The organism is Kitasatospora cystarginea (assembly GCF_039533515.1).
Taxonomy (GTDB): Bacteria; Actinomycetota; Actinomycetes; order Streptomycetales; family Streptomycetaceae; genus Kitasatospora; species Kitasatospora cystarginea.
Window position 1 is genome coordinate 132,844 of sequence record NZ_BAAATR010000002.1, and the last position, 26,265, is coordinate 159,108.

Genomic DNA, 26,265 nt, shown 5'->3' on the forward strand with positions numbered 1-26,265 from the left:
CGCCCGGCCTGCGCTCGCCCCGACCGGGCGGTCGGACTTCACCGTCGGAGCCAGACCCTCGAAGTCAGCTGCCAACGCTGCCGGGGCACCCGCTGACCGGGCTGCACTGCAGGATCACCTGGTAGGCGTGGCTCTCGACCCCCTTGCCACCGGCGCTCGTGGTGGTCCTCACGAACCGCCACTGGGAGGGCTTGGTGTGCTTGGTCGTGCCCGCCTTCTCGACCTGGACGTTCAGCGTGCGTGCGGCCAGGTCATGGGTCTCGACCAGGACCTCGCCGTCGCCCACGGGGAAGTGGTCGTGCAGCAGGACCAGGCCGAAGCGGTCGAGGTTCCCGTGCTTCTCCAGCACCGCCACGAGATCGCTCACGAACTGGCTGTCCCGCGGCCCCAGACCTTCGGCCTCCTCGAATCGAGGAAGGGCCCGCTCGGTAGTGGTCGTCCGGTTTCCCATCGACGTGCTCCTCATCATCGGCATCAGCGGCTGAGTGGCACTTGGCAGGCTAAGCGGGCCGACATACCCCTGCAATTCGGGACCTACCCCGCTGGATCCCACCAAACAGGACGGCCGCACACCAGCCGGAGCGGGCCGAGGCGGCCTGCGACGCCTCGCCCGGTCGGGGCACGCCCCGGATCGCCGGACACGGGACTCCACACCAACGGCCGTACGTCCACTGCCCGGTGATGGAGCCGGTCGGGAATCATCCGGCCGGAAGCCGGTGTTGGGGCCGCCGTGATCGATAGAACCGACATCTCCTTCGGCCCTGACTCCCGCAACCGCCTCTCCGAGACTGCCGATCCGTCAGCCGTTGGAGCGGAGGCCGCCCTTGAGTCGTTCCCTCCCCGGCGACGGCCGGCAGCCGCCGTGCCGGCCGGGCGGATCCGGCTGATCGCCGATCGGGGCCGGTGGAGGGCAACGGTCGGCCGCCGGACCGCGTCCTTCACCGTCGGGCGGTGCTCGTACGCGCCGGCGGCCACCGCGCCGAGAGGGCCCGGAATCGGTCCCGGCACCTACAATCCGTTCCGGAACCCGATCCGAAGCGAGCCGTGATCCTCCCAATCCACCCACAGGACGGCTGCCATGACGACCAAGCACCGGATCGGTACCGCACTCGCCCTCACCGCCGCCGGTGCCCTGTGCCTCGCCACGTTCGGCCCGGCGGCGTTCCCGGGTCCGGCGAGCGCGACCGGGCAGAGCACCGACTGCCCGCGCTCCCTCCGCTGCGACTGGGTTCCGGCGGCCTACCAGCAGAACGGTGACCTGGGCGACAAGCGGGCCTACGGCAACTACGACCTCTCCGACCGGCCGTACACCAACAGGATCAGGTACCTCGTGCTGCACGACACCGAGGAGCGGTACACGGCCACCCTGAGGATCTTCCAGGACCCGGCCCGGTCCGCCTCCGCGCACTTCGTGGTCCGCTCCCGGGACGGCCACACCACCCAGATGGTGCGGACCGGGGACATCGCCTGGCAGAGCGGCAACTCCTACGTCAACGCCCACTCCGTCGGCATCGAGCAGGAGGGCTACGCCACGGCCGGCGCCGGGTGGTTCACGCCTCAGATGTACCGTTCGACGGCCGCGCTGGTCCGCCACCTCGCCGACGAGTACGGCATACCGCTCGACCGGCGGCACATCCTCGGGCACGACAACGTGCCGCCCACCTCCACCGCCGGCACCAAGGCGATGCACTGGGACCCGGGACCGTACTGGGACTGGAACCGCTTCATGGCCCTGGTCGGACGGCCCACCGTCCCCACCGCCGCACCCGACAGCCGGCTCGTCACCGTCAACCCGGTGTTCGCGCAGAACCTGCAGGCCTTCCGCGACTGCGAGAAGCACACCGACCTGCCGCTCCAGCCCAGCAGCGCAGTCCCGCTGTACACCGAACCGTCCACCGCCGCACCGCTGTTCGCCGACCCGGCGCTCCACCCGCCGGGCGAGGCGGGCACCGACTGCGCCGACGACTGGGGCGACAAGGTGAGTGCGACCCAACAGGCGGTGATGGCCGAGCGCAGACCCGGCTGGACCGCCATCTGGTGGTACGGCCAGAAGGCCTGGTTCCAGACCCCCGGCGGCACCCGCACCACCACCCCGACCGCCGGAACCGTGGTGCGGCCCAAGGCGGGGCGCAGCGAGGTCCAGGTGTACGGGGTGGCCTACCCGGAGGCCGCCGACTACCCGGCCGGCTTCACCGAGCCGCGCACCGGCGCGCCGCTCCCGTACACCATCAAGGCCGGCCAGTCCTACCCCGGCGGCGGCGAGGCGCCCGCCGGGTACTACTACGCGCCGACCTTCGACTCCTCACTCCCCTACGACCACACGTACTTCCCGGGCCGCACCGGGTACGTCACCGTGCAGATCGGTCACCGGGTGGGCTTCGTGAAAGCGTCGGACGTGGACGTCGTCCAGGTCGGCTGAGCCCGGGTGCGCGGGCGCCGGACCCGGCGCGGATCCCTGCGCCGACTCCTCCGGCCCGCCCCGGGCCCGCCCCGGGCCCGCCCGAAGCGTCAGGCCGCCTGGGCCTGGCGGCGGTAGTGGCCGGGGGCCAGGCCGTACTCGCGTTTGAAGGCCTTGCCGAAGGCGAACTCGGAGCCGTAGCCGGCCTGGGACGCGATGGCGCTGAGGGGGACGTCGGCCTCACGGAGGAGTCTGGCGGCCGTGGTCATCCGCCAGCGCTTGACGTAGGCCAGCGGCGGTTCCCCCACCATGGTGGCGAAACGGCGGGCGAAGGCAGCACGGGAGAGTCCGGCCCGGGTAGCCAGGGACTCGACGGTCCACGGAGCCGACGGGTCGTCGTGGATGGCCGCGAGCGCGGGTGCGACCGCCGGATCGCCGAGCGCGGCGGCCCATCCCCGGGCGGCAGCGGCGGGCTGCTCCTCGAACCAGGCCCGCAGGATGTACAGCAGCAGTGAGTCGATCAAGGTCGGCACGATGCCCTCCGAGCCGATCCTCGGATTGTCGAGCTCCGCGCCGAGCAGTTGGACGGCGGCGGCGAGTTCGGGGTGCCGGCCGTGCCGCGCCGGGAGGTGGATCAGCTCGGGCAGCTGGCGGACCAGCGGGTGCGGCCGGGCCTGGTCCAGGTGGTAGCTGCCGCAGAGCAGGCTGGTGAGCGGCCCGTCTCCGCCGATCGACAGTGATCCGATCGGCGGTGCCTGGCGGTACTGCTCCGGCCGGGCCCTGGTGGGTGGTGTGGCGGGGTCGTCGGCGAGCACATGGCCGCTGCCGTCCCGCAGGAAGACCACGTCGCCGGGCCCCAGGGCGACCGGCCCGAAGCCGGCCTCGGACTCCTCGGCCGGGATCAGCCAGCAGGTCCCGTGCAGCACCACGTGGAACCCCGCCCCGGCCACCGGCGGCAGCTGCAGCCCCCAGGGCGCCCGGCCGTCGGTGCGGACCGACGCCGGGTGACCGGTCCGCATCGATGCCAGTGCCTCGGTCAGGACGTCCATGCTCCGCTCCCTCACTCGCTCGCCACGGGGCGGTGCGGGCCGCCCGTCCCCTGAGGGCCCGCACCCTCGCGCCGGCGGGATCAGCCCCCTGGGGCCCGGCAGGTTCAGACCGTCAGGACGATCTTCCCCTGAGTACGCCCCGACTCGACCCGCGCGTGGGCCTTCGCGACCTCGGCCAGCGGGAAGGTCTCCTCGACGTAGGGGCGGATCCGGCCGGCCTCGACGAGTTCCGCGATCGTGGCGAGCGCGGCGCCGTCCGGCTCGACCGAGATCCCGGCGAACCGCCGGCCGGCCGCCTCGCTCCTGGCCCGGAGCGCGTCGTCCCGGTGCTCCAGGATGGTGACCAGCACACCGCCGGGCTTCAGCACGGTGAGCGAACGGTCGCCCTGGGCGGTCGAGTCGAGGACCACGTCCACGTCCCGTACCGCCTCGGCGAAGTCCACCGCCCGGTAGTCGATGACCTCGTCGGCACCCAGACCGCGGACGAACTCGTGCCTGGCCGCGCCGGCCAGCGCGATCACCTGGGCGCCGCGCGCCTTGGCGATCTGCACGGCGAGGTGGCCGACTCCGCCGGCCGCGCGGTGGATCAGCACCCGGTCCCCGGCCTTGACCCGGGCCCCGTCCACCAGTCCCTGCCAGGCGGTGAGGGCGGCCAGCGGGAGCGCCGCGGCGTGCACGTGGTCGAGCGGGGCAGGCTTGCGGGCCAGCTGCGGTGCCGGCGCGGTGACGTACTCGGCGTAGCCGGAGGCGGCGCGCGGGAAGAACGGCATCCCGAACACCTCGTCACCGACCGCGAACCCGGCCCCGGGCCCGGCCTCTTCGACCACCCCGGAGATGTCCCAGCCGAGCCCGAACGGCGGTTCCCCGAGCAGCGGCAGCATGCCCGAGCGCACCGCGATGTCCACCGGGTTCAGCGCGCTCGCGTGGACCCGGACGAGGACTTCACCCGCCCCCGGCCGCGGCCGCTCGGTCTCCACGACCTCGAGCACCTCGGGGCCGCCGAACGAATTCTGGACCACTGCGCGCATGGGACTCTCCCTTGTTCCTTCGCGGTTGACGTGATCAACCCTAGGAAGGCCGGGCGAGACGCAGAATGGCCTGAAGTCTCCCGTACATGTCCAGGCGTCTTCTCTTCGGGCACTCCCGGGCAATGGGACTCTGACGCTGGCGAACGGCCGGCCTGCCGACCGCTCGCGAGCGGTTGCGCGCCCTGCCGGCCGGCGCCCGGGTGTGGGCCCGGCCGGCAGGGCGCAGCGGGGTCAGCGCAGCGGGCGGCACAGCAGGGCGTCGGGCACCCCGCCGTGCAGCCACTTCCAGGTGTAGGCGACTCCCGCGACGTACTCGTTGTCGGCGCACTGGCCCTTGTAGTAGCCGGGGGCCCAGTCGCTGGCGACCGAGCCGCCGGTGGCGGGACGGTTGTCGCCGTGGTCGAACCAGACGTTGCGGCCCGAGGCGGGCAGCGCGGTGCTCGACGGCGCGCAGAGCAGCGCTGACATGGCGTTGCCGCGCACGCTGTAGCCGACCGCGAAGGAGTTGTCCGGGCACTGCAGCTTGTTGTAGCCGGGTGCCCAGTCGCCCTCCGTCACATAGCGCTCATCGGTGACCGGCAGGTAGGCGCCACCGGACTGCGCCGGCTCGCCGGAGTCCGTGCACAGGCCGCGGCTGTCGCTGCGGCCGAGGCCGATCAGTCGCTGGCCGTCCGGGCAATTGCCCTTGCGCGCGCCGGAGTCCCAGTCGGGCTGCCCGAGCATCCGGGCGGAGGCGTTGTAGTCGGCGTGGTCGAGGTTGAGCATGTTCCAGCGGGCGGTGGGTGCGACCGGGCCGGTCAGGCTCGGCGCGTTCACCAGCCGGTTCCAGTCGGCGGCCCGCCAGTCGCCCGGGTCGTTGATGCTGAGCTGGTTGCCGTGCTGGTCGTAGTCGAGCAGCGCCCAGTTGTCCAGCGGAACGCCGTTGTCGGTCCAGCCGACCAGCGGCCAGATCGCGAAGTCGGTGTCATTGGCGGCCAGGACGTCGGTGAAGCTGTGGAGCCAGGCCTGCTCCTTGGCGTCGGTCGATCCGCGACCGGCCGCGCCGAACTCGCTGACCCACACCGGCGCGGTGAAGTGCTGCCCGGACTGGGTGACGAACAGCGCCTCCTCGTTCACCACCTGGGCGAGCTGGGCGGGCGTGAAGTCCTCGTAGCGAGGGTCGCTGGTGGCCCCGAGGCCGCTGCCCGCGCCGCTGTTGGCCGGGCCGGTGTAGGCGTAGAAGTGCGCCGCGTAGACCAGCTTGTCCGAGCGGATCAGGGTGTTGGAGAGGTTCTGGACCGGCGTCAGCATCGGCCGCCCGTGCGGCAGTCCGTTCAGCGGTATGCCGTACCAGTTGATGCCCTCCATGATGACCAGCATGTCCGGGTCGGCCTGGAGGATCCGGTTGCCGGCCTCCTCGAAGGCGGCGTTCTCGTCGTGGCCGTCGCCCAAGCCCCAGTTGGGGTCGTCGAAGGTGTCACGGCGCACCTCGTTGCGCAGGTCGGCGCCGACGACGCGCTTGTTGTCCTGGTAGCGCTTCACCATGAACAGCCAGTCGTCCTCCCACTGCGCGGTGGACTGGCCGCTGTTCCAGCGCTCGTTGCCGTCCAGGCCGCAGCACCAACGGGACGTGGTGGTGTGGTTGTTGAGGATCACGGCGAACCCGTCCGCGGTGAGCGCCCCGACCACGGCGTCGTACACCTGCAGCGGAGTGTCACCGCGCAGCTGCGGGTTGGCCGCGACGGCCGAGTCCGGCACCGGTGTGGTGTTGTGGACCATCGCATTGGAGAAGGGCAGCCGGATGCTGTTGATGCCGAGGCTGTGGAACCCGGCCAGGATCCCCGCCATCGGGGCGCGGTCCAGCCCCAGCGGCATGTCGTGGGCGGGTTCGCCGTGCGCGTGGTTCGCCGGGTCGGCGGGGTCGCCGCTTCCGGTCCAAGTCCCCTGGGCACCTTCCCAGTTGCCGGACTTCAGCTTGAACCGCTCGCCGTTCGCGTCCACGACGTAGCGTCCCCTGGTACTGAGCGGCCCGGTCCAGGACGCACTGAGCTGAGTACCGGTCAGCACGTTCGCGGCGGGGCTCGCGGCGGGCGTGGCCGCGACCGCCGCACCGCCGCCGGCCGCACCGACGACCAGGGCGAGCGCGGATCCGGCGACCACCAGAGCACGGCCGAACAGTCCCCTGGGGACCGGGCCTGGCCTGCTGTCTGTCACTACTTCTCCCTCGGAGGGTGGGTGTTGCGAGGAGGTAGGTGGGCAAGGCTGGTGCCGGGACGGCATGCCGCTGCCCCGTCGAGCCGGATGCATCCTGCCATGTACGGGATAACGGAACGGACTTGCGTGCTGGATAGCTGCTGAACAGCCGTGTGCGGGGCGGGCGCCGCCCGCCGCCCGGAGCCTGCCACCCGCCGCCCGCCGCCTGCGTTCGGGTGGCGCGGACAGCCATCCACCGGAAGAAGATCATTTGATTTGCTGTCAGGTTGTCCGGAAACTACTGGCCTTCGGCGCTGAGGCACCGCGGCCCAACCCGACACGGAGGATCGACGGAGCCACCCTGATCGCTGAACCCGACCACCTCCGGACAGCCGCCGCGTCAGACGAAATCCTGGCTCCGCACGACCGTCTACCTGACGATGGGATCGGTCCGCCGCCCTGCGGAAACCCGCTGGACAGTCCCGGCACCGGGGTAGGATCTTGAAGATCATGTAATGGCCCGACAGCACGGCGGGCCACCCGCGCGACGGCGGGCCGCGCTTCTGCGGAGCCGGGCCCGTACGACCGTCCGCCGGCCGGGCGCGACACCGAGAGAAACCAGCAACTCCTGATGGACATCACCGCGACCTTCCGGCTGAGCCAAGCCGACCTCCGCAGAGCGATACGCAACAGCCCGGGCATCCGGACGATCTCGATCTTCTGTGTGCTGCTCTTCCTGCTGGGCCTGTTCGACCAGGCCTTCGGCTCCAAGCCGGAGATCTGGCTGCTGATCGCCGGACCCGCGCTCCTGGCGTTCATGGAGCTGGTCGGCGTCCGACTGGCCGCCAAGAAGAGCGCGTCGCTGCTCGCGACGCCCTGGACCGTACGGATCACCGAGGAGAACTTCACCCTCCACACCGGCACGAGCCGCGCCGAGGTCGATTGGAGCGCCTACCGCCAGGTGACCGCGCGGTCCGGCTTCTGGTACCTGCAGCAGACCAACAAGGCTGTCGCCTTCGTCCCGCAGCGGGCCTTCGACGAGGCGCGGCTCGCCCAGGTCTCGGCCTTCTTCGCCCACCGGCTGCCCCCGCTGAAGCACCCCTGGTACCGCCCCTTCGGCTGATCCCGCCTCTTCGCCCGCCCTGCGCGCCACCCGTCGGAGCCCCGCCCCAAAACCATCATGACTGCACGTCAGGGGCTTCGGTGCCGTCCGGGGTGATGGCCAGGGCGGCGACGTCGTCGTGCAGGACGCCGGCGTGGCGGGGCAGGTCGGTGTCCAGGAAGTCGATGACCTCGGCGGGGCTCGGGGCCGGCCGGCCGCCGAAGCGCTGGCGCAGCCGGTCGAGGAGCGGGTAGAAGACTCCGGCCGGGTCGCGGGCCTCGACCAGCCCGTCGGTGCAGAGCAGCAGGACGTCGCCGCGGGCCAGTCGGCAGGTGTACGCGACGGGCTGCTCGGCGAGCAGGGCGCCCAGGCCGAGCGGGAGGGCGGGCGGTCCGGTGACCAGGTCGACCTCGCCGCCGGAGATCAGGACGGGCTCGACATGGCCGTGGTTGATGATCGTCACCTGCTGGGCGCCGGAGTCGTACTCGACCAGGGCCGCGGTGACGAACAGTTCGGAATCGGGGGTCGACTCGACCTCGCGGGTCATCCGGCGTTCCATCCCGGCAGCCACCTGCCGCAGGTCACCGGCCTCGTAGACGACCTGGCGGAAACTGCCGAGGATGTCGGCGACGGTGCCCACGGCCCGCAGTCCCTTGCCGCGGACGTCTCCGATGATCGCGCGTTCGCCCGCCGGGGTGGCGCAGATGTCGAAGAGGTCGCCGCCGACCAGGCTGCCGACCACCGCCGGGCGGTACAGGGCGGCCGCCAACAGACGGCCGACCCGGGGCGGTACCGGTCTCAGCAGGGTGCGCATCAGTGCCTCGGCGACCGAGTTGGCGTTGACCAGGTGGGCTTCCTGGCGCTTGCGGTGGGTGGCCAGGACGGCACCGAGTAGGCCGACCAGTGCGGTGGAGATGTAGGAGGCCACGTAGTGGCGCTCCCACAGGTCGTGCGAGACGCGGCCGGCGCAGCAGGGGGTGCCGGCCAGGACGGCTTCGAACCCGACGGCGAAGGCCGTGACACCGGCGACGCCGACCGGGCCCCAGGTGAAGGCGGCGATCACCGGCACGGCGATGAGCAGGAAGCTCACCGGCCACTGGACCGGGGTCACGGGCTCCAGGATCAGGACGCCCGCGACGTAGGCGGCCGGCAGCCAGCGCACCCAGGCCGGCGGAGCGGGCACCTCGAGGCCGGTGGCGCTGAGCCTCGCCGCCGATCGGCGGGCGGCCCGGCGCCTCACCACCGGCTCCGGGGCCGCGACGAAAGCGGGTGGAGATCCAGGCAGAAGATCCGCTCACGCGACCTGTACACACGGGCTCCCGAACCGACCGTGATCAAGGCTCACAGCCTGACGCGGCCGGACATTGCGTCCCGGCCATTACGCCGAACGCGGCATGCCGCAGACAGTCGGACAAGATGGCTCCCGCCGTCGGTGCCGCCGGACACGGCCATCGGTCGTGGCCGCACGTCGTGCTCGCCGAACTTGGCCGCCGGTACGGAACCGCGCGCAGACGACGCGCATAGACGACGCGCATAGAGCGCCTTGACCTGCCGAGTTACCCAACAGTAGGTTCTGGGGCGCCGTATCCGGACGACCAGCGACAGGCGGACCACGCCGTCGCGGCCCGGCGGTAGAAGGAGCATCAACCACTATGGCAGGAAAGACCCTCAACGGCCGTTCCCGGACCCTCGCCACCCTCGCGGTCGGCGTGGTCGTCGGCGGCGCGGTGGCCGGCGGCGGCTTCGCGGTCGCCGACTCCTCGGTGCCGAAGACGGACCGTCAGATCACCAACATGACCGACGAGGTCAGCAAGATCAAGGCGTACTACGGCGACACCGTCGACGCCAAGGGCGAGCACTGGGCCTCGCCGGACAGCAACTACGCCATCCAGGTCCGGGGCATAGAGAACAAGGCCCAGAAGTACCTGGAGAGCAAGGCCAAGCACGAGCGCGGCGTCAAGAAGGCGATCGTGCTCGACGTGGACGACACCTCGCTGTCGACCTACAACTACGAGTTGGAGACCACCTTCGTCTACAACCCGGCCAGCAACGCGCAGTACATCGCCACCAAGACCATGCCGGCCGTCTTCGGCATGAACACCCTGGCGACCTGGGCCGAGCAGCACGGCTACACCGTGTTCTACGTCACCGGGCGTCCCGAGACCCAGCGCGCCGCCACCGCAGCCAACCTCGCCGCGGTCGGGTTCCCGAAGGCCGACGAGGCGCACCTGTTCCTGAAGAACACCGTCACCCCGCCGTCGTACCTGCCCTGCGGCAAGACCTGCACGGTGATCCAGTACAAGTCCGGCACCCGCGCGCACATCGAGAGCCTCGGCTACCGGATCGTCGCCAACTTCGGTGACCAGTACAGCGATCTGTCGGGCGGTTACGCCGAGAAGACCTACAAGATCCCCAACCCGATGTACTACCTGCCCTGACGCAAAGTCAGCCGCAGTAGGCGGTTCCGTCCGCCCCGCCCGGAGGCACGGCGCCCCCGGGCGGGGCGTGCCCCCCGCGCGCCCCGGGCCGGGGGACGACCGGCCGCGCAGCCCTCGATCCCTGCGCCTCGCGGCAACGGCCGGTGCGTGCGCGTCAGTCCGTCCACTCCTCGGCCCTCGGCGGTTCACCGAAGGCACGAGCGACCGCCTCCCGGGCCGCCCGCTCGCCGCCGGCGTAGAAGGAGAACTCGCCGGAGTCGATCGGGTGGGCGCGCGCCGCCCGCAGCACCGCGCGCACGGCGACGGCCATCCGGTACGCCTCGTGGCCGAGTTCCTCCCTGACGCCCCTGGCCAGCGCGGAGAAGAACCTCGGCAGGTCCTCGGGCCACTCCCAGTCCGCGAGTATCCCGTCCTGCACCTCGAACTCGAATCCCTCGTCGGCGGGTTCGAAGTCAAGGGTGACGTCGATGAACGGACCGCATCCCCGTGACACCTTGTAAATCCGCACACCTCGGACCGGATGCGGTGGAAAACGTCGAAGTTCGATCACTGGGTCAACCTATCTCCGTCATCCGGTCGGCCTCGGGGCGGTAGCCGCCCTGCCGCCTCCGGGCGGTCCCCCGACACGGCGCCGGGGCCGGCATCACCCGTAAGGCTGACCGGGGCCGCCGGTCCGCATCCGCCCGCCGGGCCAGGGCGTTGGTCCCCGGTGACGAACGGGCGGTGAGCCGATGCGGTCCGGCTGGGGGCGGGACGGGCGCGCAGTGCTGCCCGCAGCTCTCCCGTCCGACTGCCGAGGTTCGCCGTGCCGCTTGCCGCCGCCGAGACCACCGACCGATCGAGGAGCGCCGAATCCCGAACCGAGCGGCGGCGGACCGCGCGCCCGGCGGCCCGGTGGTCCACCGTTCTGACGCTGTACCTCACCGAGGTGGCCTTCCGGCTGTTCCTGATCAGACACCGGGTGGTACCCAGGGTCCACCCGGACGAGGACGCCTACCTGGTACTCGCCCGGGCGCTCGCCGGCGGCCGGGCCACGGCCAGCCCGGCCGGGGTGGTCGTGCCCGGCGGCTATTCGCTGCTGGTAGCGCCGGCTCTGGCCCTCGCGCACGATCCGGCGACGGCGTACCGGCTGGTGCTGGCGGTGAACGCGCTGGTCGCCGCCTCGGTGCTGCCGCTGGGCCTGCTCGCGCTGCGGCGCACCGGAGTTGCGGACCTACCGGCCCTCGCAGTGGCGGGCACCGCGTCCCTGCTGCCGCCGGCGGTGTTCTACTCGCAGTTCGCGCTGACCGACGCGATCCTGCCCGCCCTGCTACTCGGCTGGCTGCTCTGTCTGCACTCCCTGCTCCGTGACGGCCCGCTGCGGCGAAGGACGGCCGGCGGAGCGGGCCTCGGCCTGCTGGCGGGCTACGCGATCTCGGTGCACGACCGGGGCGTGGTGCTCGCCGTGGTGACGGCGGGCGTGCTGCTCCTCGCCCTGGTACGCGGCTGGACTCCGCGGGCGGCGACACTGCTCGCCGGTGCGGCACTGGGCGCCTCGGCGACGGCCGCCGTGCTGCTGGCCCGATATCTGCAGGACCGGTTCTCCGACGCTCCGCCGTCCTCGGTCGGCTCGCAGGCGCTGACCGGGATGCTGAACACCGCTCTGCTCGACCGCACTTGTGGCCGGGTGCTGGGCCAGCTCTGGTACCTCACCGTCTCGACCTGGGGCATCGGCGGGATCGGGTTCACGGCGTGTGCCGCGCTGCTGATGCAACGTCACATCCCCCTGGCAGAGCGGGTGGTGGCCGCCGTGATACTGATCACGCCGATACTCGTCGCAGGTGGTGCGGCCACCGCCCTGCCGGAGGACCACCGGCTCGACGACAACGTCTACGCCCGCTACCTCTCGCTCTTCGCCCCCGCGCTGTTCCTGGTGGGCAGTGCCGCGCTCCACCGGCTGCCCAGGCCGTCCCTGCTGCGCCACACGGCCGCGACCGTCGGGCTGGTCGGGCTGTGCGGCTCGGGTGTGCTGGTCCTGGCCGGCCACCGGCTGCGCACCGAACAGTTCCTGCTGTGGGCCCTGCCGGACTCCTCCTTCCTCGCGGGCGACTGGCACGCCTTCCACCTGCTGCGCAGCACCGCGGCGGCACTCGCCGTGCTGGCCCTGAGCGTCGGACCGGTCGCCGCGCCGGGACGGCGCGCCGTCCCGTACGTGACGGCGGCGCTGGCCGTCTGGGCGGTGACGGCGACCTGCGTGATCACCGTCCGAGTCTCCCAGCCGGGGCTCGAACCGCGCTGGTCGGTCACCGGGTTCCCGCGCGCGGCCGGTCTGCGGCCCGACGACCTGGTGGCGCTCAGCAGCTCCCTCCCCCGTGCGGTGCAGTGCGCGCAGGCCTTCCAGATCGACCGGGGCCGGGTCTGGTACGTGGACTTCGCCCGGCAGTCCGCACCGTCCGAAGCGAACGTTGCCGTTCTGCCCACCCCGCGCCACGGTCCGCCCACCGCGAGCTGGCCCCGGGCACCGCGCGGCTGGAGCGTCGTTCGGTCCGACCCGGCCAACCGCCTCGTGGTCTGGCGCCGCGACGCCTCGCGCAGCCCGCAGGCGAGCCCGGCCATCCGGGCGATGCCGGCCATTCCCCCGGCACCGGGCACCACCGCCCGGCCGGCTGGGACGGCAGGCGCCCCGGGCCCGCCCGGCCTGGTACTCATCCGGTCCGACCCGGTCGCGCCACCGTCGTCCATACCGCCCCCGTTCTCCGAACTACCGTTTCGCACCAGGGCTATAACGCGCGTGGTGGGAGAGGGACGCCGGCCCGGCACTCACTGATCGGCGAGCAGGGCGGTGCGCAGCCCGGCGAGCGTTCGGTTGAGCAGTCGGGAGACGTGCATCTGGGAGAGCCCGAGTTCCCGGCCGATCTCGGCCTGGGTGAGTTCGGCGCCGAAGCGCAACGAGAGGATCCTGCGCTCGCGCTCGGGCAGCAGGGCGATCAGCGGTTTGAGCGTGTGCAGGTCGAGCACCGTCTCGAAGGCCGGCTCCTCGACAGCGAGTTGGTCGGCCACCGGCTGGCCGGAGTCGGCGGTGCCGGTGGGCAGGTCCAGGGAACGTGCGGACTGGGCCCGGGAGGCGGTCAGCCCCTCGGTCACCTCGGCCTCGGTGAGCCCGAGCCGGTCGGCGAGTTCGGCGGCGGTCGGTGCGCGGTCCAGCAGTTGCGCCAGCTCGTCCGAGGTCTTGGCGAGGGTGAGCCGCAGGTCCTGCAGCCGGCGGGGGACGTGCACCATCCAGCCGGTCTCACGCAGGAAACGCTTGATCTCACCGGTGATGGTCGGGATCGCGAAGGTGGAGAACTCGACCTGGTAGGAGAGGTCGAACCGGTCGATGGCCCGCAGCAGACCGATCGTGCCGACCTGGACGAGGTCCTCGACCGGCTCCGCGCGGTGCCGGAACCGGCTCACCGCGAGGTTGACCAGGGTCATGTTCAACTCGACCAGGGTGCCGCGGACATAGGAGTACTCGGCGGTGCCCTCCCCCACCGCACGCAGCCTGGCGAGGAGCGCCCTGGAGAGGTCGCGCGCGTCGGCCGGGCTCACCTCCGCCAGGTCGTCCGCCCTGATTCCGAGACCCGTCGCGAGCGCGGCGAGCTCCTCCGCCCCGGTGATCGCGCTCGGTGCCCCTCGCTCCCCGGGAGGGGCCTGGTCGAAGCGCGCGGCGGGCGTGGGGCTGGTGACGGTGGCCGGCATGTTCTCTCCTCTGGCGACGGTGCGCTCGGTTCGGACACGACACGGATTCGGGTGCCCCTCCCCGGCCAGGCCACTCATCGGGGCACGGGGGCTTCACCGAATCACCGTCAGCTGTCACGGTGGCGGCGCGAAATGCGCACAGCCTCCCGCCCGAGCCCGAGGCCGAGCCCGGGGAGCGGGCTCGGGGAGCGGGCTCGGGGAGCGGGCTCGGGGAGCGGGCTCGAAAAGCGGGCTCGGGCGGCCACAGCCCGGCGCGCAGTGGATACCCGGACCTCCTCGTCGCCGCGCGGGCGCCGGGGCGCGTACGCGGTCAGCGGCGGTCGAGGTAGGCGGGGGCGACCGCGGCGATCATGGCAGCCGCGACGCCCACCTGGAGCAGGTGCCTGGTCCAGTCGATGCCGTCGGTGTGGCGGACCCCGGCCACGGAGGCCAGCGCGTTGCCGATCAGTGCCCCCACCATCCCGAGCAGCACGGTCAGCCAGAGCGGTATCGACCGGCGGCCCGGCAGCACGAGCCTGGCGAGCAGGCCGACCACCAGGCCGGCGAGAAGAGCCCAGAGGATCGCCATCGGTTTCTTCCTCCCGTTCGGTGTCCAGGACCGGAGTACTCCGGCGCGAGGGCCGTCTGCCCGTCGGTCCCGGCTTCATGCACCCCGGTCGGACAGAGGCGCCGTCAGTCCGGCCTGTCCACGGTGATCCTGGGCAGCGACTCCGGAAGCCGCTCCCGTAGGTAGGGGATCAACCGCTCCCGGATCCGGCAGCGCAGCTCGAAGGCGTCCGAGGCGTTGCGCGCCGTCATCAGCGCGCGCACCACGATGGTGCTCGGCGTGGTGTCCACGACCTACCCGCCGGAACGCATGGCTCCGACCGGCGGGGGTAGACGGGCGGCGCTCGGCCCGGACTGCGCGACTCCGGTCCACCGGTGCCCGCTGAGCCAGGGCCGGGCGACCCCGCTCGTACGCAAGGAGATCCCATGTCCGACGCATCCCGTCTGCCCGGTGCCTTCGAAGACCGCTGGGAGTGGCAGTACCGAGCCGCATGCCGCGACGCCGACTTCCGCCTGTTCTTCCACCCGCCCGGGGAGCGCGGCCCCGCCCACGACGACCGGGACGCGGCCGCGAAGAGGGTCTGCGCCCATTGCGCCGTTCGAACAGCCTGCCTGGAGTACGCGCTCGACTCCCGGGAGGCCCACGGCGTCTGGGGCGGCCTGACGGTGGAGGAGCGCCGCGCCGCACTGCGCACCCGGCAGCGCACGCAGGGCCCCGAGCGTCGTCGGGCGGCGTCGGGCATGACGCGGGGAAGCCGGTCCGGCCGTCGGCAGGCGGGGCGGCGGAGCCCGTGACGTCCGGCCCGCGCGGCAGGTCTGTCCGGCACGAGAGGGTTTGATCCCGCGCTTCGCGGTGAGACGGTGTCCGTGGGCCCGGGCCGGTGCGCGGTTCCCCCCTCCCGCGCCGCCGGCCGCTCCCTCCGCCCGGAGCAGGTCCCGCACACCGGTCCCCGGGTCCGCGGCCTTCGGGCACGGGGACCGGCACCGGGCGATGGGCCTCCCCCGCCGGCAGGGCGGCGAGGCCGACGGGAAAGGCCCCCGGATCCGCCGGCCGCACAGGGCGGCGAGCTGGATCCGGGGGCCTCCCCCGTCGGTACTACGGCGCGGATCAGGCGAGGGTCGCGATGGCCTCGTTGAAGATCTGCGACGGGCGCATCACGGCAGCGGCCTTGGCCGGCTCGGGCTGGTAGTAGCCGCCGATCTCGGCCGGCGAGCCCTGGACGGCGATCAGCTCGGCGACGATGGCCTGCTCCTGCTCGGTCAGGGTCTTGGCGAGCGGCGCGAAGGCCTCGGCCAGCTGGACGTCGTCGGTCTGCTCGGCCAGCTCCTGGGCCCAGTACATGGCCAGGTAGAAGTGGCTGCCGCGGTTGTCGATACCGCCAAGGCGGCGGCTCGGCGACTTGTTCTCGTCCAGGAAGGTGCCGGTGGCGCGGTCGAGCGTGTCGGCGAGGACCTGGGCGCGCGCGTTGCCCGTGGTCTGCGCCAGGTGCTCGAAGCTGGCCGCGAGCGCGAAGAACTCGCCCAGGCTGTCCCAGCGCAGGTAGTTCTCCTTGACCAGCTGCTGGACGTGCTTGGGGGCGGAGCCGCCGGCACCGGTCTCGAACAGGCCGCCGCCGTTCATCAGCGGGACGACCGAGAGCATCTTGGCGCTGGTGCCGAGCTCCAGGATCGGGAACAGGTCGGTCAGGTAGTCACGCAGCACGTTGCCGGTGACCGAGATGGCGTTCTCGCCGCGGCGGATGCGCTCCAGCGAGAACTCGGTCGCCTCGACCGGCGACTTGATCTCGATCTGCAGGCCCTCGGTGTCGTGCTGCGGCAGGTACGCCTTGACCTTCTCGATCAGGGCGGCGTCGTGCGCGCGGTTCTCGTCCAGCCAGAACACGGCCGGGTCGCCGGTGGCGCGGGCGCGGGTGACGGCGAGCTTGACCCAGTCCTGGATCGGCAGGTCCTTGGTCTGGCACATCCGGAAGATGTCGCCGACGTCGACCGGCTGCTCCAGGACGACGTTGCCCTCGGCGTCGACGACCCGGACGGAACCGGCGGCCTGGATCTCGAAGGTCTTGTCGTGGCTGCCGTACTCCTCGGCCTTCTGCGCCATCAGGCCGACGTTCGGCACCGAGCCCATGGTGGCCGGGTCGAAGGCGCCGTGCGCGCGGCAGTCCTCGATGACGGCCTGGTAGACGCCCGAGTAGCTGCTGTCCGGGAGGACGGCGAGGGTGTCCGCCTCCTGGCCGTCCGGGCCCCACATGTGGCCGGAGGTGCGGATCATGGCCGGCATCGAGGCGTCGACGATGACGTCGCTCGGTACGTGCAGGTTGGTGATGCCGCGGTCGGAGTCGACCATGGCCAGGGCCGGGCCGTCCGCCAGCTCGGCGTCGAAGGATGCCTTGATCTCCTCGCCCTGGGGCAGCGCCGCCAGGCCGTTCAGGATGGCGCCGAGGCCGTCGTTCGGGCTCAGGCCGGCCGCGGCGAGGACCTCGCCGTAGGCGGCGAAGGTCTTCGGGAAGAAGGCGCGGACCACGTGGCCGAAGACGATCGGGTCGGAGACCTTCATCATGGTGGCCTTCAGGTGGACCGAGAACAGCACGCCCTCGGCCTTGGCCCGGGCCACCTGCGCGGCCAGGAACTCACGCAGCGCGGCGACGCGCATCACGGAGGCGTCGACGACCTCGCCCGCCAGCACCGGCACCGACTGGCGCAGCACGGTGGTGCTGCCGTCCTCGGCCACCAGCTCGATGCGCAGGGCGCCGGCCTCGGCGACGACGGCGGACTTCTCGGTGGAGCGGAAGTCGTCGGCGCCCATGGTGGCGACGTTGGTCTTGGAGTCGGCCGTCCAGGCGCCCATCCGGTGCGGGTGCTTCTTGGCGTAGTTCTTCACCGAGCCGGGGGCGCGGCGGTCCGAGTTGCCCTCGCGCAGCACCGGGTTGACGGCGCTGCCCTTGACCTTGTCGTAACGGGCGCGGATCTCCCGCTCCTCGTCGGTCTTCGGGTCGTCCGGGTAGTCCGGCAGCGCGTAGCCCTGCGCCTGCAGCTCGGCGACCGCGGCCTTGAGCTGCGGGATGGAGGCCGAGATGTTCGGCAGCTTGATGATGTTGGCCTCGGGGGTCTTGGCCAGCTCACCGAGCTCGGCGAGGGCGTCGCCCATGCGCTGGCCCTCCTCCAGCCGCTCCGGGAAGCTCGCGATGATGCGCCCGGCCAGGGAGATGTCGCGAGTCTCCACCTTGACGCCCGCCGTCGCGGCGTACGCCTGGACCACCGGCAGGAACGAATACGTGGCCAGGGCAGGGGCCTCGTCGGTGTGCGTGTAGATGATGGTCGAGTCAGTCATCGGTGCTCCGCTTCACGGCTACAACGTCTTGATATCAAGATATCTCGTGATCGCCCCTCCACCACAACCGCCCCCCGCGCGGCGGCGGCCGTCCGCACCCGCCCGAGAGCCCGTCCGGCCCCGAGCGCCCGCCCGAACGGGTGGACCTCCACCGTAGGCCCCACCCCCGAACGGCGCCGCTCACCGCGGCGGCGACGGGGCTCGGCCCTCACGGCGGCCGGAAAAAGGCCGGCGGCACCGGCGACGCGGTCGGGGCGGGGGATGTCGTTCAGATCACGGACGCCGTTCGGGCCAAGCCGCCGGGACTGGGAAGGAAGTACCAAGCCTTGCCGAGTACGCCTCAGGAGTATGCGGCCCGCAGGCCGTCCGGCTTACGCCTGGACCGGACACTGGTGAGATCACTGGCGCCGTCGGCGACTGCGAGATCGTGGTCGTCATGCGGGAGAGGACCCCCTTCCCCGCCTCGCTCCTCGCCCGGCTCCCCCGGCTGAGGCTGCTGGTCACCAGCGGCGTGCGCAACGCCTCGATCGACCTGGCCGCGGCCGCCGCGCACGGCGTGACGGTCTGCGGCACGACGAGCTCCTCCACGCCCCCGGTCGAGCTGACCTGGGCCCTGATCCTGGGTCTGGCCCGCAACCTCACCATCGAGGGCGCCGCGCTGCGCACCGGCGGCCCGTGGCAGAGCACCATCGGCACCGACCTGTCCGGCCGCAGGCTCGGCCTGCTCGGCCTCGGCAAGATCGGCAGCAAGGTGGCCGCCGTTGGTCCGGCCTTCGGGATGGACGTGGCCGCCTGGAGCGAGCACCTCACCGAGGAGCGCCGCGAGCAGGTCGGCGTCCAACTGGCGCCGTCCACGGAGGAGTTTCTGGCGAGCAGCGACTTCGTCTCGATCCACCTGGTGCTCGGCGACCGGACCAGGGGCCTGGTCTCGGCCTCCGGACTCGCCCTGATGCGCCCCTCGGCCCATCTGGTCAACACCGCACGGGCCGCCATCGTCGACCGCACCGCGCTGATCGCGGCGCTGTCCGAGCACCGCATCGCCGGCGCCGGCCTGGACGTCTTCGACACCGAGCCGCTTCCGGCCGACGACCCGCTGCGCACCCTCCCCAACGTGCTGGCCACCCCCCGCCTCGGCTATGTCACCGACGCCAACTACCGCACCTACTTCACCGAGGCGGTCGCCGACGTCACTGCCTACCTCGACGGCACCCCGATCCGCACCCTGACCGCCTGAGACCGGCCCGCGCACCGCTCTCCCACGGCCTGTGGGGCCGCCTGCGGCGTCCACCGTGTGCGCACCGGGAACCGCCCGTGCGGCGGCCCCGCCCCCGGCGAACCTTCCCGCTCACGGCACCGGGCCGTCCACCAGCAGCCCGTCAGGCGTGCTCCAGGACCAACACCGCCCTGGTCCCGGGCTCCAGGGCCTCGAAGACGTGCGGAAGGTCGCCGGGGTAGGCGATGTGGTCGCCGGGGTGGAGTTCGACGGCCTCACCGGCCACCCCGACCAGGGCGCGGCCGGCGGAGAGCAGGACGTGTTCGACCACGCCGGGCATGTGCGGGTCGGAGGCCCGCACGGTGCCGGGGGAGGCGTCGATGCGGTAGATGTCGCGGCGGGCGCCGGGCGGGCTGGCCGCGAGCAGGGTGGCCCGGTAGTCGGCGTCCGAGGCGGCGACCGCCGGGCCCTCGTCGGCCCTGATCAACTGCGTGTGCGGCCGGGGTGCTCGCCTGGCGCAGGCACCGTTCCTGGCCGCCGTACTGACCGCCGCCGCTGTCACCGCCGCACTACGGCTGCTCGGGGTCCGCTGACCGGCGCTGCAGTCGGGCCGTCCGGCCACCGGAGGCGGGGTGGGTGGCCTTGCAGCGGTCTTTCGTACGCTTGGCTTGAGGACGAGTCAGCAGCGCTCCCGTGTCCCGGAGAGCCGACCGCGTCACCGCTGCGAACGCTCAGCCGGCCCGAACTCCCTGCGGTGGAGCGCCTGCGGCCCGCGGACTGATCGACGGGGCGGCCGGCTCCCGGAATCGTCGAGTCACGAGGCCAGTTGGTGCCGCCGTTCCCAGACCTGGGCCGAGATCCGCGCCAGCAGCCCGGCGGCCGGGTCGAGTTCGTCGTGCCCCGAGGCCAGCGGACCAGTGTAGCAGACCGCGAGTGCGTACGGCGGGGCGTCCTCGGGGCGGACGACGGCCGCGCTGTGCCGCACGCCCTCGAACCAGCCGTTCTTGAAGGCGATCCGGGTGCCCGGCGGCAGCCCGGCCGCCAGGTCCACCCGCCAGGTGTTCCGCTCCAGCAGTTCCAGCGGCTCCGGCTCCAGCGACTCCAGCAGCCGTACCAGGTCGAGCGCGGTGACCCGGTTGTGCACCCCCGCCTCGCGGGCGGCGTAGTCCTCGATCCCGCGCGGGCTCGCGCTCCGGGTGGCGTTCGCCCGCCGCCACGCCTCGGCCACGGCCGCCTGGCCGACCTGCGCCAGGCAGAGGTTGGTGGCCAGGTTCGAGGAGTGCGTGATCATCCGTTCGGCGAGCCAGCGCAGCGTCGCGGTGGGCGGTTCCGGCGCGCCGCTCTCCAGCAGCCGCCAGGGCTCGGGATCGCTGTCGTACGCCTGGTCGTTGGCATAGGTGCCGCCCACCGCCGAGGTGAACTCGTTGACCACCGGTACCGCGGCGTCCAGGTCGAGACCGCTGCGGTACACCGCCGCGAGCACGGCCATCTTCATGGTGCTCGCCGCATCGTGCGGCACCTCGGCGTTCCGCAGTACGACCGGCGCCCCGCGCCAGGGCCCTACGACGACAGACAGCATGCCCACTCCGATCCGCGACCGCTTGCGAGTCCCCCGCGTCTCCGGCGTCTCCGGCGTCTCCGGCGTCTCCGGCGTCTCCGGCGTCTCCGGCGTCTCCGGCGTCTCCGGCGTCTCCGGCGTCTCCGGCGTCTCCGGCGAGGAGCATCCCATCCCGGTGCCCCGCTGTCGCCGGTCCCGGCGCCGCCGCTACTGCCGGCGCACCAGGCCGCGCAGGTACGCCGCCTGGCCGGCGTGCTGCAGACCGTCGGAGATCACGCTCACCAGCCGCACGGCCAGGGTGACCGGCGGGGTCCAGCTCTCGTCCACCACCCGGCGCAGGTCCGCGTCGCGCAGCCCGTCGACGAAGGCGATGGTGCGCTCGTGCACGGCGTCGTGGTAGTCGGTCAGCAGCTTGCGGGAGTTGACGCGTACGGCGGCCACCTCGTCGGCGCTCTGGCCGTAGCCGGTTGCCGACGCGGGGAAGGGCAGCCCGAACCGGTCGTACCAGCCGTCGGCGGTCCACAGCTGATCGGTTCCGGCGGCGTCGGCGACGTGGTCGTCCTGAATCCTCGTCAGATGCCAGATCAACCAGGCGATCGTGTTGGAGTGCTCGTCCGGGCGCACGGTCAGCTGAGCGGCGGCGAGACCCTTGACCGCTTCGTGGACGGTCTCGTTCACTCGGTTGAACGCATCGGCCAACAGGTCCGTCGCACTGGTCATCCGGGCCTCCGTACTCGGTGCTGGGCACCGCCGTCCGACGGTGCGACGCTCCGATTGTGCCGCTCCGACAAGTCGGTGCAGCGCAATGACGGTGCGGAGTCGACACGGCGTGCCCTGCGGAGAACGCCGTTCCGGAAAAGGCGATTCCATGCGGCCGGGCCGCCCCGCACAATGGGGTCCGAGCGGCACGACGGAACGGCGGGAGGACCCCCGGCATGGACCACCAGGAACTCCGGCAGCGATTCGCGGCACTGACGACCGCTCATGTGGCGGACGCCTGCATCCGCGCTCGGCTCCCCGTTCGCTGCGCACCCGCGGGGCTGCACGCCGCGGTGCCCGGCGGCCGGGTCTTCGGGCGGGCGTGTCCGACGCGGCATGTCGGCAGCGTCGACATCTTCCTGGAGGCCTTCGAGGGGGCGGCACCCGGTGACGTGCTGGTCGTCGACAACGGCGGCCGGCTCGACGAGGCGTGCGTCGGCGATCTCGTGGTGCTGGAGGCCCGGACCGCCGGGCTGGGCGGAATCGTGATCTGGGGGCTGCACCGCGACACCGCCGACCTCCGCGCGCTCGGGCTGCCGGTCTTCAGTCTGGGCGCGATCCCGACCGGGCCGCAGCGCCTCGACGAGCGGCCCGAGGACGCACTGGAATCCGCCACCGTCGGTGAGTGGACGGTGAGTTGTGACGACCTGGTCCTCGGTGATGACGACGGCGTGCTCTTCGTACCGGCCACCCGCGCCGAGGAGCTCCTCACCCTCGCGGAGTCGATCCGCGACACCGAGCGCCGCCAGGCCGAACGGATCCACGCGGGCACCTCCCTGCGCAGCCAGGTCGGGTTCGACGCCTACCTCTCCGCGCGCCGGGACGACCGGTCACTGACCTTCCGCGACCACCTGCGGTCCGTGGGCGGGGCGATCGAGGAGTGAACTGACGTACCGCCAGTCATCGTAGGTCGGGGGTTCGGGCGAGCGGGGTCTCATCGATGGGCGCCCGAACACGCCCTCGCGCGGGGCCACTCAAGCATGCGCCCGCGCGCAGGCCCCCGGCGGTCGGACTGAGGCATACGCCCCTGGCATCCCGCTCCGCGCGCCGTTGGTGTACGCCCTTTCGGTGGCCGCCGCCACCCAGCAGACTCGACGGCGCCGCCGGGCCCCTCCCGGCCGTCGATCAGAAAGGGACAGCCGCCATGCGCCGTACCGCCAAGCTCGCCGTCACCCTGACCACCTTGCTCGCCGCCCTGAGTGCCGGGCCCGCCGCCACCGCCGCCACCGAGCCCGGACCGGCCACCGCCACGTCCCGCGGCCTCTCCTCGTTCAGCTGCGATCCCGGGCACTTCTGCATCTACAGCGACTGGAGCGGGGGCGGAACCCGGTGCCAGTGGACGGAGAGCAGGAATCCGAACACCGCGGACGACTGCTCGTTCATCCGGAAGGGCTGGCCGGTCCGCTCGGTCTGGAACGGCACCGGGCATCGCGTGCAGTACTACACCCAGACCAACTACAAGGCGCGCGTGGGATCCACCGCCGCCGGGAGCGGCGGAAACCTGATGGGCAACTACCAGATCCGCTCCTTCCAGCCCCAGTAACCGCCCCGCACACCGTGGCGGCCGTACGGAGCCCGACCCCCTGCGGCCGCCCGCGCGCCGTTCCCGGACCGCGGGCCCGGCGGGCAGCACCCTGGTGCAAACCGGTCGACGGTACCCCGAGACCGGACACCCACGGCGGCCCGTCTCCCACCACGGGTGGAGAGTCCGGCGGCCGCTTCTCCACGCACCTCTCCCCCCGTCGGCCGATCCCGCCCGCCGGGCCCGTTCCTAGCCTTTCGGTCATGACAACTCAGCAGACCGTCATCGGCACTGGCACCGAAACCGCCACCAGGGCCAGGATCATCGGACTGGCCTGCGATCTCGGGCTCTCGCCCGCCGTCTTCTACGGCACCCAGGCCGCCGGGTGCACGGTCACCACCTCGCTGTTCGCCGCCGCCGGAGCCGCCGGCACCCGGCTGCTCCGGACGTCCGTGCGCAGTCGGCGGGTCGACGCGCCGGCCGGCCTGATGCTCGGCACCTACGCGCTGATGCTGGTCATCGCGCTGCTGGCCCGGGACGAGCGGATGCTGCTCGCCCGCGACCCGGCCACAAGCGGACTGACCGGGCTGGTGTTCCTCGCCAGCTGCGGCACCCGTACGCCCGCGCTCGGCTACCTCACGCGGCGCATGCACCCGGGCCGCGCACCGGACCCTCCTCGGGTGCGGCGCGCGGTACGACTGCAGACCGCGGTGTGGGGCGCCGCGCTGACCGCCGAGGCCGTGATCCGGCTGGCACTGCTCTGGACCCTGCCGATGACGGCGGTGGCCGGACTGTCCACCGGGGTGGAACTGGCCGTCGTCGCGGTGCTGCTGGCATGGACGGTGTGGTACCGGCGGCGGCTGCGGACCGTCTGAGGACGGGCGGCGACACGGTGTGCCGCCCCCGGTCAGAGGACCCGCTGCCCGGCCTCGACCCGCTCGACGGCGGTACGCACCGCGTGCACGAAGGACCAGAACAGCGGCAGGGTGTTGGCGGCCCGTCCGACCAGGTTGTTCCTTCCGTCCGCGAACATCGCGGCGCGCAGCTCGGTGGTGATCTCCAGCTGGGCACCCATACCGAGCAGGGTGCGGTTGCAGATGTTCTCCGGGGAGAGGCCGGCGATCTCCTCGTCCCCCGAGGCCGCCACCGCCCGGATGCCGGCCGCGGTGAACTCGTCCATCAGATGCTGCCGCAGGGTGGCGTTGAGCCCGCCCACCAGCACCACCGCGGCCCCGGCCGGCAGGCCCGCCCGGGCGGGCGTACAACCGTGCAGCGAGACCACGTTGAGGCTTCCCGCGCAGAGCGATCGGGCGATGGTGTCGTCGCAGTGTGTCGAGGTGACGTGCAGTGCGCTGTTCCCGGTGGCGCGCAGGCCCTCGAACATCCAGTAGTCGTGCAGCGGTCCGGCGGCCGTGGTGGTGGAGGCCGGCTCCGCCGGGTGGTATCCCGCTATCGCCAGGCAGAGTTCGGAGGTGCCGCCCTCGATACCGCCGCCGTGCGGGGCGATCACGGCGGTCCGTACGAGGGCCGAACGCCCGGACGAACCGGTGTCGTCGATCGGATGTCGCCGGTAGCGCCGGCGGTAGTCCACGCCCTCCACCAGTGCTATGTCCGCGTAGAGGGCGGTGTTGGAGGCGTAGGTGTCACCTGCGGCCCTGGCCGGAGAGCTTCCCACGACACCGGATGCCGTGCTCAGAACCGGTGCCGTCGCCAGCGCCGTGATCAGTGTGCGGCGATTGAGGATCATGTACAACGAGCATGGCAGGGGCAGACCCTTCTGACAATCAGGTTCACCGGCGAGCCCTAGTCGGACAGCGCCACGGTGCTGACCTGCCTGCCCGCCTTGAGCATCAGCCCCAGCAGGAACTTCCGCTTCAGCAGCCCGTTGCGGATCCGCAGACCGGCCGCCCCGGGAGCGAGGAACCTCCCGGTCCGCTCGCCGCCCTTCTGGCAGCCCCTGGCGTAGTCGCGCAGCAGCCGCTCGTACCGCGACGCCGCGGGGGCGGTCGCCGACCGCGTGATCGGCCCCGCCCCCGCGACCGACCGCCCGCCCGGGGGTCAGTAGGCCCTCAGGAAGCGGTCCAGGACGCGGAGCCCGAAGCCGAGGCCCGCCACCGGGACCCGTTCGTCGACGCCGTGGAACATCCGCTGGTAGTGCAGGGTGGCGTCGAGACGCAGCGGCGCGAAGCCGTAGCAGTCGATGCCCAGCTGGGAGAAGGTCTTGGCGTCGGTCCCGCCGGACATCAGGTACGGGACGGGGTGCCCGGCGGGGTCCTCGGCCCGCAGTGCGGCGGCCATCGCGGCGAAGGCCGGGCCGGTGTGGTCGCCGGTGGCGGCGTCCTCCAGGTTGATGAACTCACGTGTCACCCGGGGTCCGAGGAGTTCCGCCACGGTGGCCAGGTACTCCTCCCGGGTGCCGGGCAGGAAGCGGCCGTCCACCAGCGCCCGGGCGGTGCCCGGCATCACGTTGATCTTGTGGCCGGCATGCAGGACGGTGGGGTTGGCGGAGTTGCGGACGGTGGGGGCGAAGAGGTCGCCGGCCCGGCCGAGGCGGGCGGCCTCGGCTTCCAGCCGGTCGCGGTCGATGGTGGTGCCCAGGATGCGTTCGAGCTCGCCGAGCAGGGCCTCGACCGGCGGGATCAGCCGGGTGGGCCAGGGGTGGGCGGCCAGCCGGGACAGGGCGTGGACCAGGGTGGCGACGGCGTTGTCGGCGGCGGCCCTGGAGCCGTGCCCGGCGGGGCCGGTGGCGGTGAGCTGCATCCAGGCCGTGCCGCGCTCGCCCAGCGCGATGGGGTAGAGCCGCAGTTCGGCGCCGTCCGCGCCGGGCTGCGGCCGGATCGGCACCGAGAAGCCCCCGGACTCCCCGATGGCCTCGGCGCAGTCCGCGAAGTGGTCGCGGTGCCGCGCGGCGACGAAGCGCGAGCCGAGCTCGCCGGTGGTCTCCTCGTCGGCGAGGAAGGCGAGCACCAGGTCCCGGCGCGGGCGGCGGCCGGTTCTGGCCCAGGAGCGCACCAGGGCGAGAGTGGTGGCGACGGCGCCCTTCATGTCCACCGCTCCCCGGCCCCACAGGCAGCCGTCGTGCAGTTCGCCGGAGAGCGGGTGCCGGGACCACTCGGCGGCGTCGAACGGCACGGTGTCCAGGTGCCCGTGGACGAGCAGCGCCGGGCGGCCCGAGGCGGTGCCCGGGACGCGCGCCAGCACGCTGGCCCGGCGCGGCGCCGACTCGGTGATCAGCGCTTCGATCCCGGCCTCGGCGAGCCGGGCCGCCACGTACTCGGCGGCGGCCCGCTCGCCCGGCCCGCTGTCGTCGCCGGGATTGGTGGTGTCGATCCGCAGCAGGTCCTGGCAGATCCGGACCACGTCGGCTCCGGCGTGTGCGTCGTCCGGGTGCGGGGTGTCTCCGAGGACCGAGGAGGGCGGGGTGACGGTCATCGA

23 protein-coding genes and 1 pseudogene are annotated in these 26,265 nt (G+C 72.5%); 9 read left to right on the plus strand and 15 right to left on the minus strand.

What is annotated here, in order from left to right; genetic code table 11:
• Positions 1-64: 64 nt before the first annotated feature.
• Positions 65-451: a hypothetical protein gene (locus ABD369_RS02545; protein WP_344634517.1), complete on the minus strand. Its 387-nt coding sequence runs from the start codon at positions 449-451 to the stop codon at positions 65-67.
• A gap of 627 nt (positions 452-1,078) precedes the next feature.
• Between ABD369_RS02545 and ABD369_RS02550 the strand changes: the two genes are divergently transcribed.
• Entirely contained in the window at positions 1,079-2,419 is a 1,341-nt protein-coding gene (locus ABD369_RS02550; RefSeq protein WP_344634518.1) for an N-acetylmuramoyl-L-alanine amidase, read from the plus strand.
• An 89-nt stretch (positions 2,420-2,508) separates the two neighbouring features.
• On the opposite strand, the gene ABD369_RS02555 is transcribed toward ABD369_RS02550, so the two are convergent.
• The 3 genes from ABD369_RS02555 to ABD369_RS02565 all read right to left on the minus strand — a co-directional run bounded on the left by ABD369_RS02555 (position 2,509) and on the right by ABD369_RS02565 (position 6,668).
• Positions 2,509-3,447: an AraC family transcriptional regulator gene (locus tag ABD369_RS02555; protein ID WP_344634519.1), complete on the minus strand. Its 939-nt coding sequence runs from the start codon at positions 3,445-3,447 to the stop codon at positions 2,509-2,511.
• 104 nt (positions 3,448-3,551) lie between these two features.
• Positions 3,552-4,475, minus strand: coding sequence for an NADP-dependent oxidoreductase (locus ABD369_RS02560; protein WP_344634520.1), 924 nt, complete (start codon positions 4,473-4,475; stop codon positions 3,552-3,554).
• A 231-nt stretch (positions 4,476-4,706) separates the two neighbouring features.
• Positions 4,707-6,668 (minus strand): glycoside hydrolase family 5 protein, encoded by a 1,962-nt coding sequence (locus ABD369_RS02565; RefSeq protein ID WP_344634521.1) that lies wholly within the window; start codon positions 6,666-6,668, stop codon positions 4,707-4,709.
• Between the two features lie 610 nt (positions 6,669-7,278).
• Here ABD369_RS02565 and ABD369_RS02570 point away from each other — a divergent pair.
• The gene (locus ABD369_RS02570) at positions 7,279-7,770 is read left to right on the plus strand and encodes a YcxB family protein (RefSeq protein WP_344634522.1); all 492 of its coding nucleotides are present in this window, start codon (positions 7,279-7,281) and stop codon (positions 7,768-7,770) included.
• A gap of 55 nt (positions 7,771-7,825) precedes the next feature.
• Here the strand turns inward: ABD369_RS02570 and ABD369_RS02575 are convergent, their stop codons facing one another.
• Positions 7,826-8,932: a PP2C family protein-serine/threonine phosphatase gene (locus ABD369_RS02575; RefSeq protein WP_344634523.1), complete on the minus strand. Its 1,107-nt coding sequence runs from the start codon at positions 8,930-8,932 to the stop codon at positions 7,826-7,828.
• A 469-nt stretch (positions 8,933-9,401) separates the two neighbouring features.
• Here ABD369_RS02575 and ABD369_RS02580 point away from each other — a divergent pair, with 469 nt between their 5' ends.
• Positions 9,402-10,187: an HAD family acid phosphatase gene (locus ABD369_RS02580; protein ID WP_344634524.1), complete on the plus strand. Its 786-nt coding sequence runs from the start codon at positions 9,402-9,404 to the stop codon at positions 10,185-10,187.
• A gap of 154 nt (positions 10,188-10,341) precedes the next feature.
• Here the strand turns inward: ABD369_RS02580 and ABD369_RS02585 are convergent, their stop codons facing one another.
• A complete protein-coding gene (locus ABD369_RS02585; protein ID WP_344634525.1) occupies positions 10,342-10,680 on the minus strand; it encodes a hypothetical protein in 339 nt (112 codons plus the stop codon).
• Between the two features lie 312 nt (positions 10,681-10,992).
• Between ABD369_RS02585 and ABD369_RS02590 the strand changes: the two genes are divergently transcribed.
• A complete protein-coding gene (locus ABD369_RS02590) occupies positions 10,993-12,993 on the plus strand; it encodes a hypothetical protein (RefSeq protein WP_344634526.1) in 2,001 nt (666 codons plus the stop codon).
• Here the strand turns inward: ABD369_RS02590 and ABD369_RS02595 are convergent.
• From ABD369_RS02595 to ABD369_RS02605, 3 genes are all read right to left on the minus strand, one after another.
• Positions 12,987-13,904 carry a SigB/SigF/SigG family RNA polymerase sigma factor gene (locus ABD369_RS02595; RefSeq protein WP_344634527.1) on the minus strand — a complete coding sequence of 306 codons (918 nt, stop codon included), beginning with the start codon at positions 13,902-13,904 and terminating at the stop codon, positions 12,987-12,989. The genes ABD369_RS02590 and ABD369_RS02595 overlap by 7 nt on opposite strands.
• Positions 13,905-14,214: 310 nt before the next feature.
• A complete protein-coding gene (locus ABD369_RS02600) occupies positions 14,215-14,472 on the minus strand; it encodes a GlsB/YeaQ/YmgE family stress response membrane protein (protein ID WP_344634528.1) in 258 nt (85 codons plus the stop codon).
• Positions 14,473-14,576: 104 nt separating this feature from the next.
• Complete coding sequence (locus ABD369_RS02605) at positions 14,577-14,741, minus strand: hypothetical protein (RefSeq protein ID WP_344634529.1); 165 nt, start codon at positions 14,739-14,741, stop codon at positions 14,577-14,579.
• A 135-nt stretch (positions 14,742-14,876) separates the two neighbouring features.
• Between ABD369_RS02605 and ABD369_RS02610 the strand changes: the two genes are divergently transcribed.
• Positions 14,877-15,245, plus strand: a complete 369-nt coding sequence (locus tag ABD369_RS02610; RefSeq protein ID WP_344634530.1) for a WhiB family transcriptional regulator — start codon at positions 14,877-14,879, stop codon at positions 15,243-15,245.
• Between the two features lie 313 nt (positions 15,246-15,558).
• On the opposite strand, the gene ABD369_RS02615 is transcribed toward ABD369_RS02610, so the two are convergent.
• Entirely contained in the window at positions 15,559-17,778 is a 2,220-nt protein-coding gene (locus tag ABD369_RS02615; RefSeq protein WP_344634531.1) for an NADP-dependent isocitrate dehydrogenase, read from the minus strand.
• A gap of 364 nt (positions 17,779-18,142) precedes the next feature.
• Between ABD369_RS02615 and ABD369_RS02620 the strand changes: the two are divergent.
• A pseudogene (locus ABD369_RS02620) lies at positions 18,143-19,012 on the plus strand (D-2-hydroxyacid dehydrogenase family protein); the annotation flags it as partial.
• Positions 19,013-19,154: 142 nt separating this feature from the next.
• Here the strand turns inward: ABD369_RS02620 and ABD369_RS02625 are convergent.
• The 3 genes from ABD369_RS02625 to ABD369_RS02635 all read right to left on the minus strand — a co-directional run bounded on the left by ABD369_RS02625 (position 19,155) and on the right by ABD369_RS02635 (position 21,269).
• Positions 19,155-19,553: a cupin domain-containing protein gene (locus ABD369_RS02625; protein WP_344634532.1), complete on the minus strand. Its 399-nt coding sequence runs from the start codon at positions 19,551-19,553 to the stop codon at positions 19,155-19,157.
• Between the two features lie 252 nt (positions 19,554-19,805).
• A complete protein-coding gene (locus ABD369_RS02630) occupies positions 19,806-20,570 on the minus strand; it encodes a serine hydrolase (RefSeq protein ID WP_344634533.1) in 765 nt (254 codons plus the stop codon).
• 186 nt (positions 20,571-20,756) lie between these two features.
• Positions 20,757-21,269: a mycothiol transferase gene (locus ABD369_RS02635; protein ID WP_344634534.1), complete on the minus strand. Its 513-nt coding sequence runs from the start codon at positions 21,267-21,269 to the stop codon at positions 20,757-20,759.
• A gap of 215 nt (positions 21,270-21,484) precedes the next feature.
• On the opposite strand from ABD369_RS02635, the gene ABD369_RS02640 reads away from it, so the two are divergent.
• The 3 genes from ABD369_RS02640 to ABD369_RS02650 all read left to right on the plus strand — a co-directional run bounded on the left by ABD369_RS02640 (position 21,485) and on the right by ABD369_RS02650 (position 23,705).
• A complete protein-coding gene (locus tag ABD369_RS02640) occupies positions 21,485-22,192 on the plus strand; it encodes an RraA family protein (RefSeq protein WP_344634535.1) in 708 nt (235 codons plus the stop codon).
• Positions 22,193-22,452: 260 nt separating this feature from the next.
• A complete protein-coding gene (locus ABD369_RS02645) occupies positions 22,453-22,851 on the plus strand; it encodes a peptidase inhibitor family I36 protein (RefSeq protein ID WP_344634536.1) in 399 nt (132 codons plus the stop codon).
• Between the two features lie 242 nt (positions 22,852-23,093).
• Complete coding sequence (locus ABD369_RS02650; protein ID WP_344634537.1) at positions 23,094-23,705, plus strand: VC0807 family protein; 612 nt, start codon at positions 23,094-23,096, stop codon at positions 23,703-23,705.
• A gap of 32 nt (positions 23,706-23,737) precedes the next feature.
• Here the strand turns inward: ABD369_RS02650 and ABD369_RS02655 are convergent, their stop codons facing one another.
• The gene (locus ABD369_RS02655) at positions 23,738-24,577 is read right to left on the minus strand and encodes a poly-gamma-glutamate hydrolase family protein (protein WP_344634538.1); all 840 of its coding nucleotides are present in this window, start codon (positions 24,575-24,577) and stop codon (positions 23,738-23,740) included.
• A 311-nt stretch (positions 24,578-24,888) separates the two neighbouring features.
• Entirely contained in the window at positions 24,889-26,262 is a 1,374-nt protein-coding gene (locus tag ABD369_RS02660; RefSeq protein ID WP_344634539.1) for a M20/M25/M40 family metallo-hydrolase, read from the minus strand.
• Between the last annotated feature and the right edge of the window lie 3 nt (positions 26,263-26,265).

Coding starts and splice junctions, on each gene's coding strand:
- ABD369_RS02545 (WP_344634517.1), bottom strand. CDS start 451: ATGGGAAACCGGACGACCACTACCGAGCGGGCCCTTCCTCGATTCGAG.
- ABD369_RS02550 (WP_344634518.1), top strand. CDS start 1,079: ATGACGACCAAGCACCGGATCGGTACCGCACTCGCCCTCACCGCCGCC.
- ABD369_RS02555 (WP_344634519.1), bottom strand. CDS start 3,447: ATGGACGTCCTGACCGAGGCACTGGCATCGATGCGGACCGGTCACCCG.
- ABD369_RS02560 (WP_344634520.1), bottom strand. CDS start 4,475: ATGCGCGCAGTGGTCCAGAATTCGTTCGGCGGCCCCGAGGTGCTCGAG.
- ABD369_RS02570 (WP_344634522.1), top strand. CDS start 7,279: ATGGACATCACCGCGACCTTCCGGCTGAGCCAAGCCGACCTCCGCAGA.
- ABD369_RS02580 (WP_344634524.1), top strand. CDS start 9,402: ATGGCAGGAAAGACCCTCAACGGCCGTTCCCGGACCCTCGCCACCCTC.
- ABD369_RS02595 (WP_344634527.1), bottom strand. CDS start 13,904: ATGCCGGCCACCGTCACCAGCCCCACGCCCGCCGCGCGCTTCGACCAG.
- ABD369_RS02600 (WP_344634528.1), bottom strand. CDS start 14,472: ATGGCGATCCTCTGGGCTCTTCTCGCCGGCCTGGTGGTCGGCCTGCTC.
- ABD369_RS02610 (WP_344634530.1), top strand. CDS start 14,877: ATGTCCGACGCATCCCGTCTGCCCGGTGCCTTCGAAGACCGCTGGGAG.
- ABD369_RS02615 (WP_344634531.1), bottom strand. CDS start 17,778: ATGACTGACTCGACCATCATCTACACGCACACCGACGAGGCCCCTGCC.
- ABD369_RS02630 (WP_344634533.1), bottom strand. CDS start 20,570: ATGCTGTCTGTCGTCGTAGGGCCCTGGCGCGGGGCGCCGGTCGTACTG.
- ABD369_RS02635 (WP_344634534.1), bottom strand. CDS start 21,269: ATGACCAGTGCGACGGACCTGTTGGCCGATGCGTTCAACCGAGTGAAC.
- ABD369_RS02640 (WP_344634535.1), top strand. CDS start 21,485: ATGGACCACCAGGAACTCCGGCAGCGATTCGCGGCACTGACGACCGCT.
- ABD369_RS02645 (WP_344634536.1), top strand. CDS start 22,453: ATGCGCCGTACCGCCAAGCTCGCCGTCACCCTGACCACCTTGCTCGCC.
- ABD369_RS02650 (WP_344634537.1), top strand. CDS start 23,094: ATGACAACTCAGCAGACCGTCATCGGCACTGGCACCGAAACCGCCACC.
- ABD369_RS02655 (WP_344634538.1), bottom strand. CDS start 24,577: ATGATCCTCAATCGCCGCACACTGATCACGGCGCTGGCGACGGCACCG.
- ABD369_RS02660 (WP_344634539.1), bottom strand. CDS start 26,262: ATGACCGTCACCCCGCCCTCCTCGGTCCTCGGAGACACCCCGCACCCG.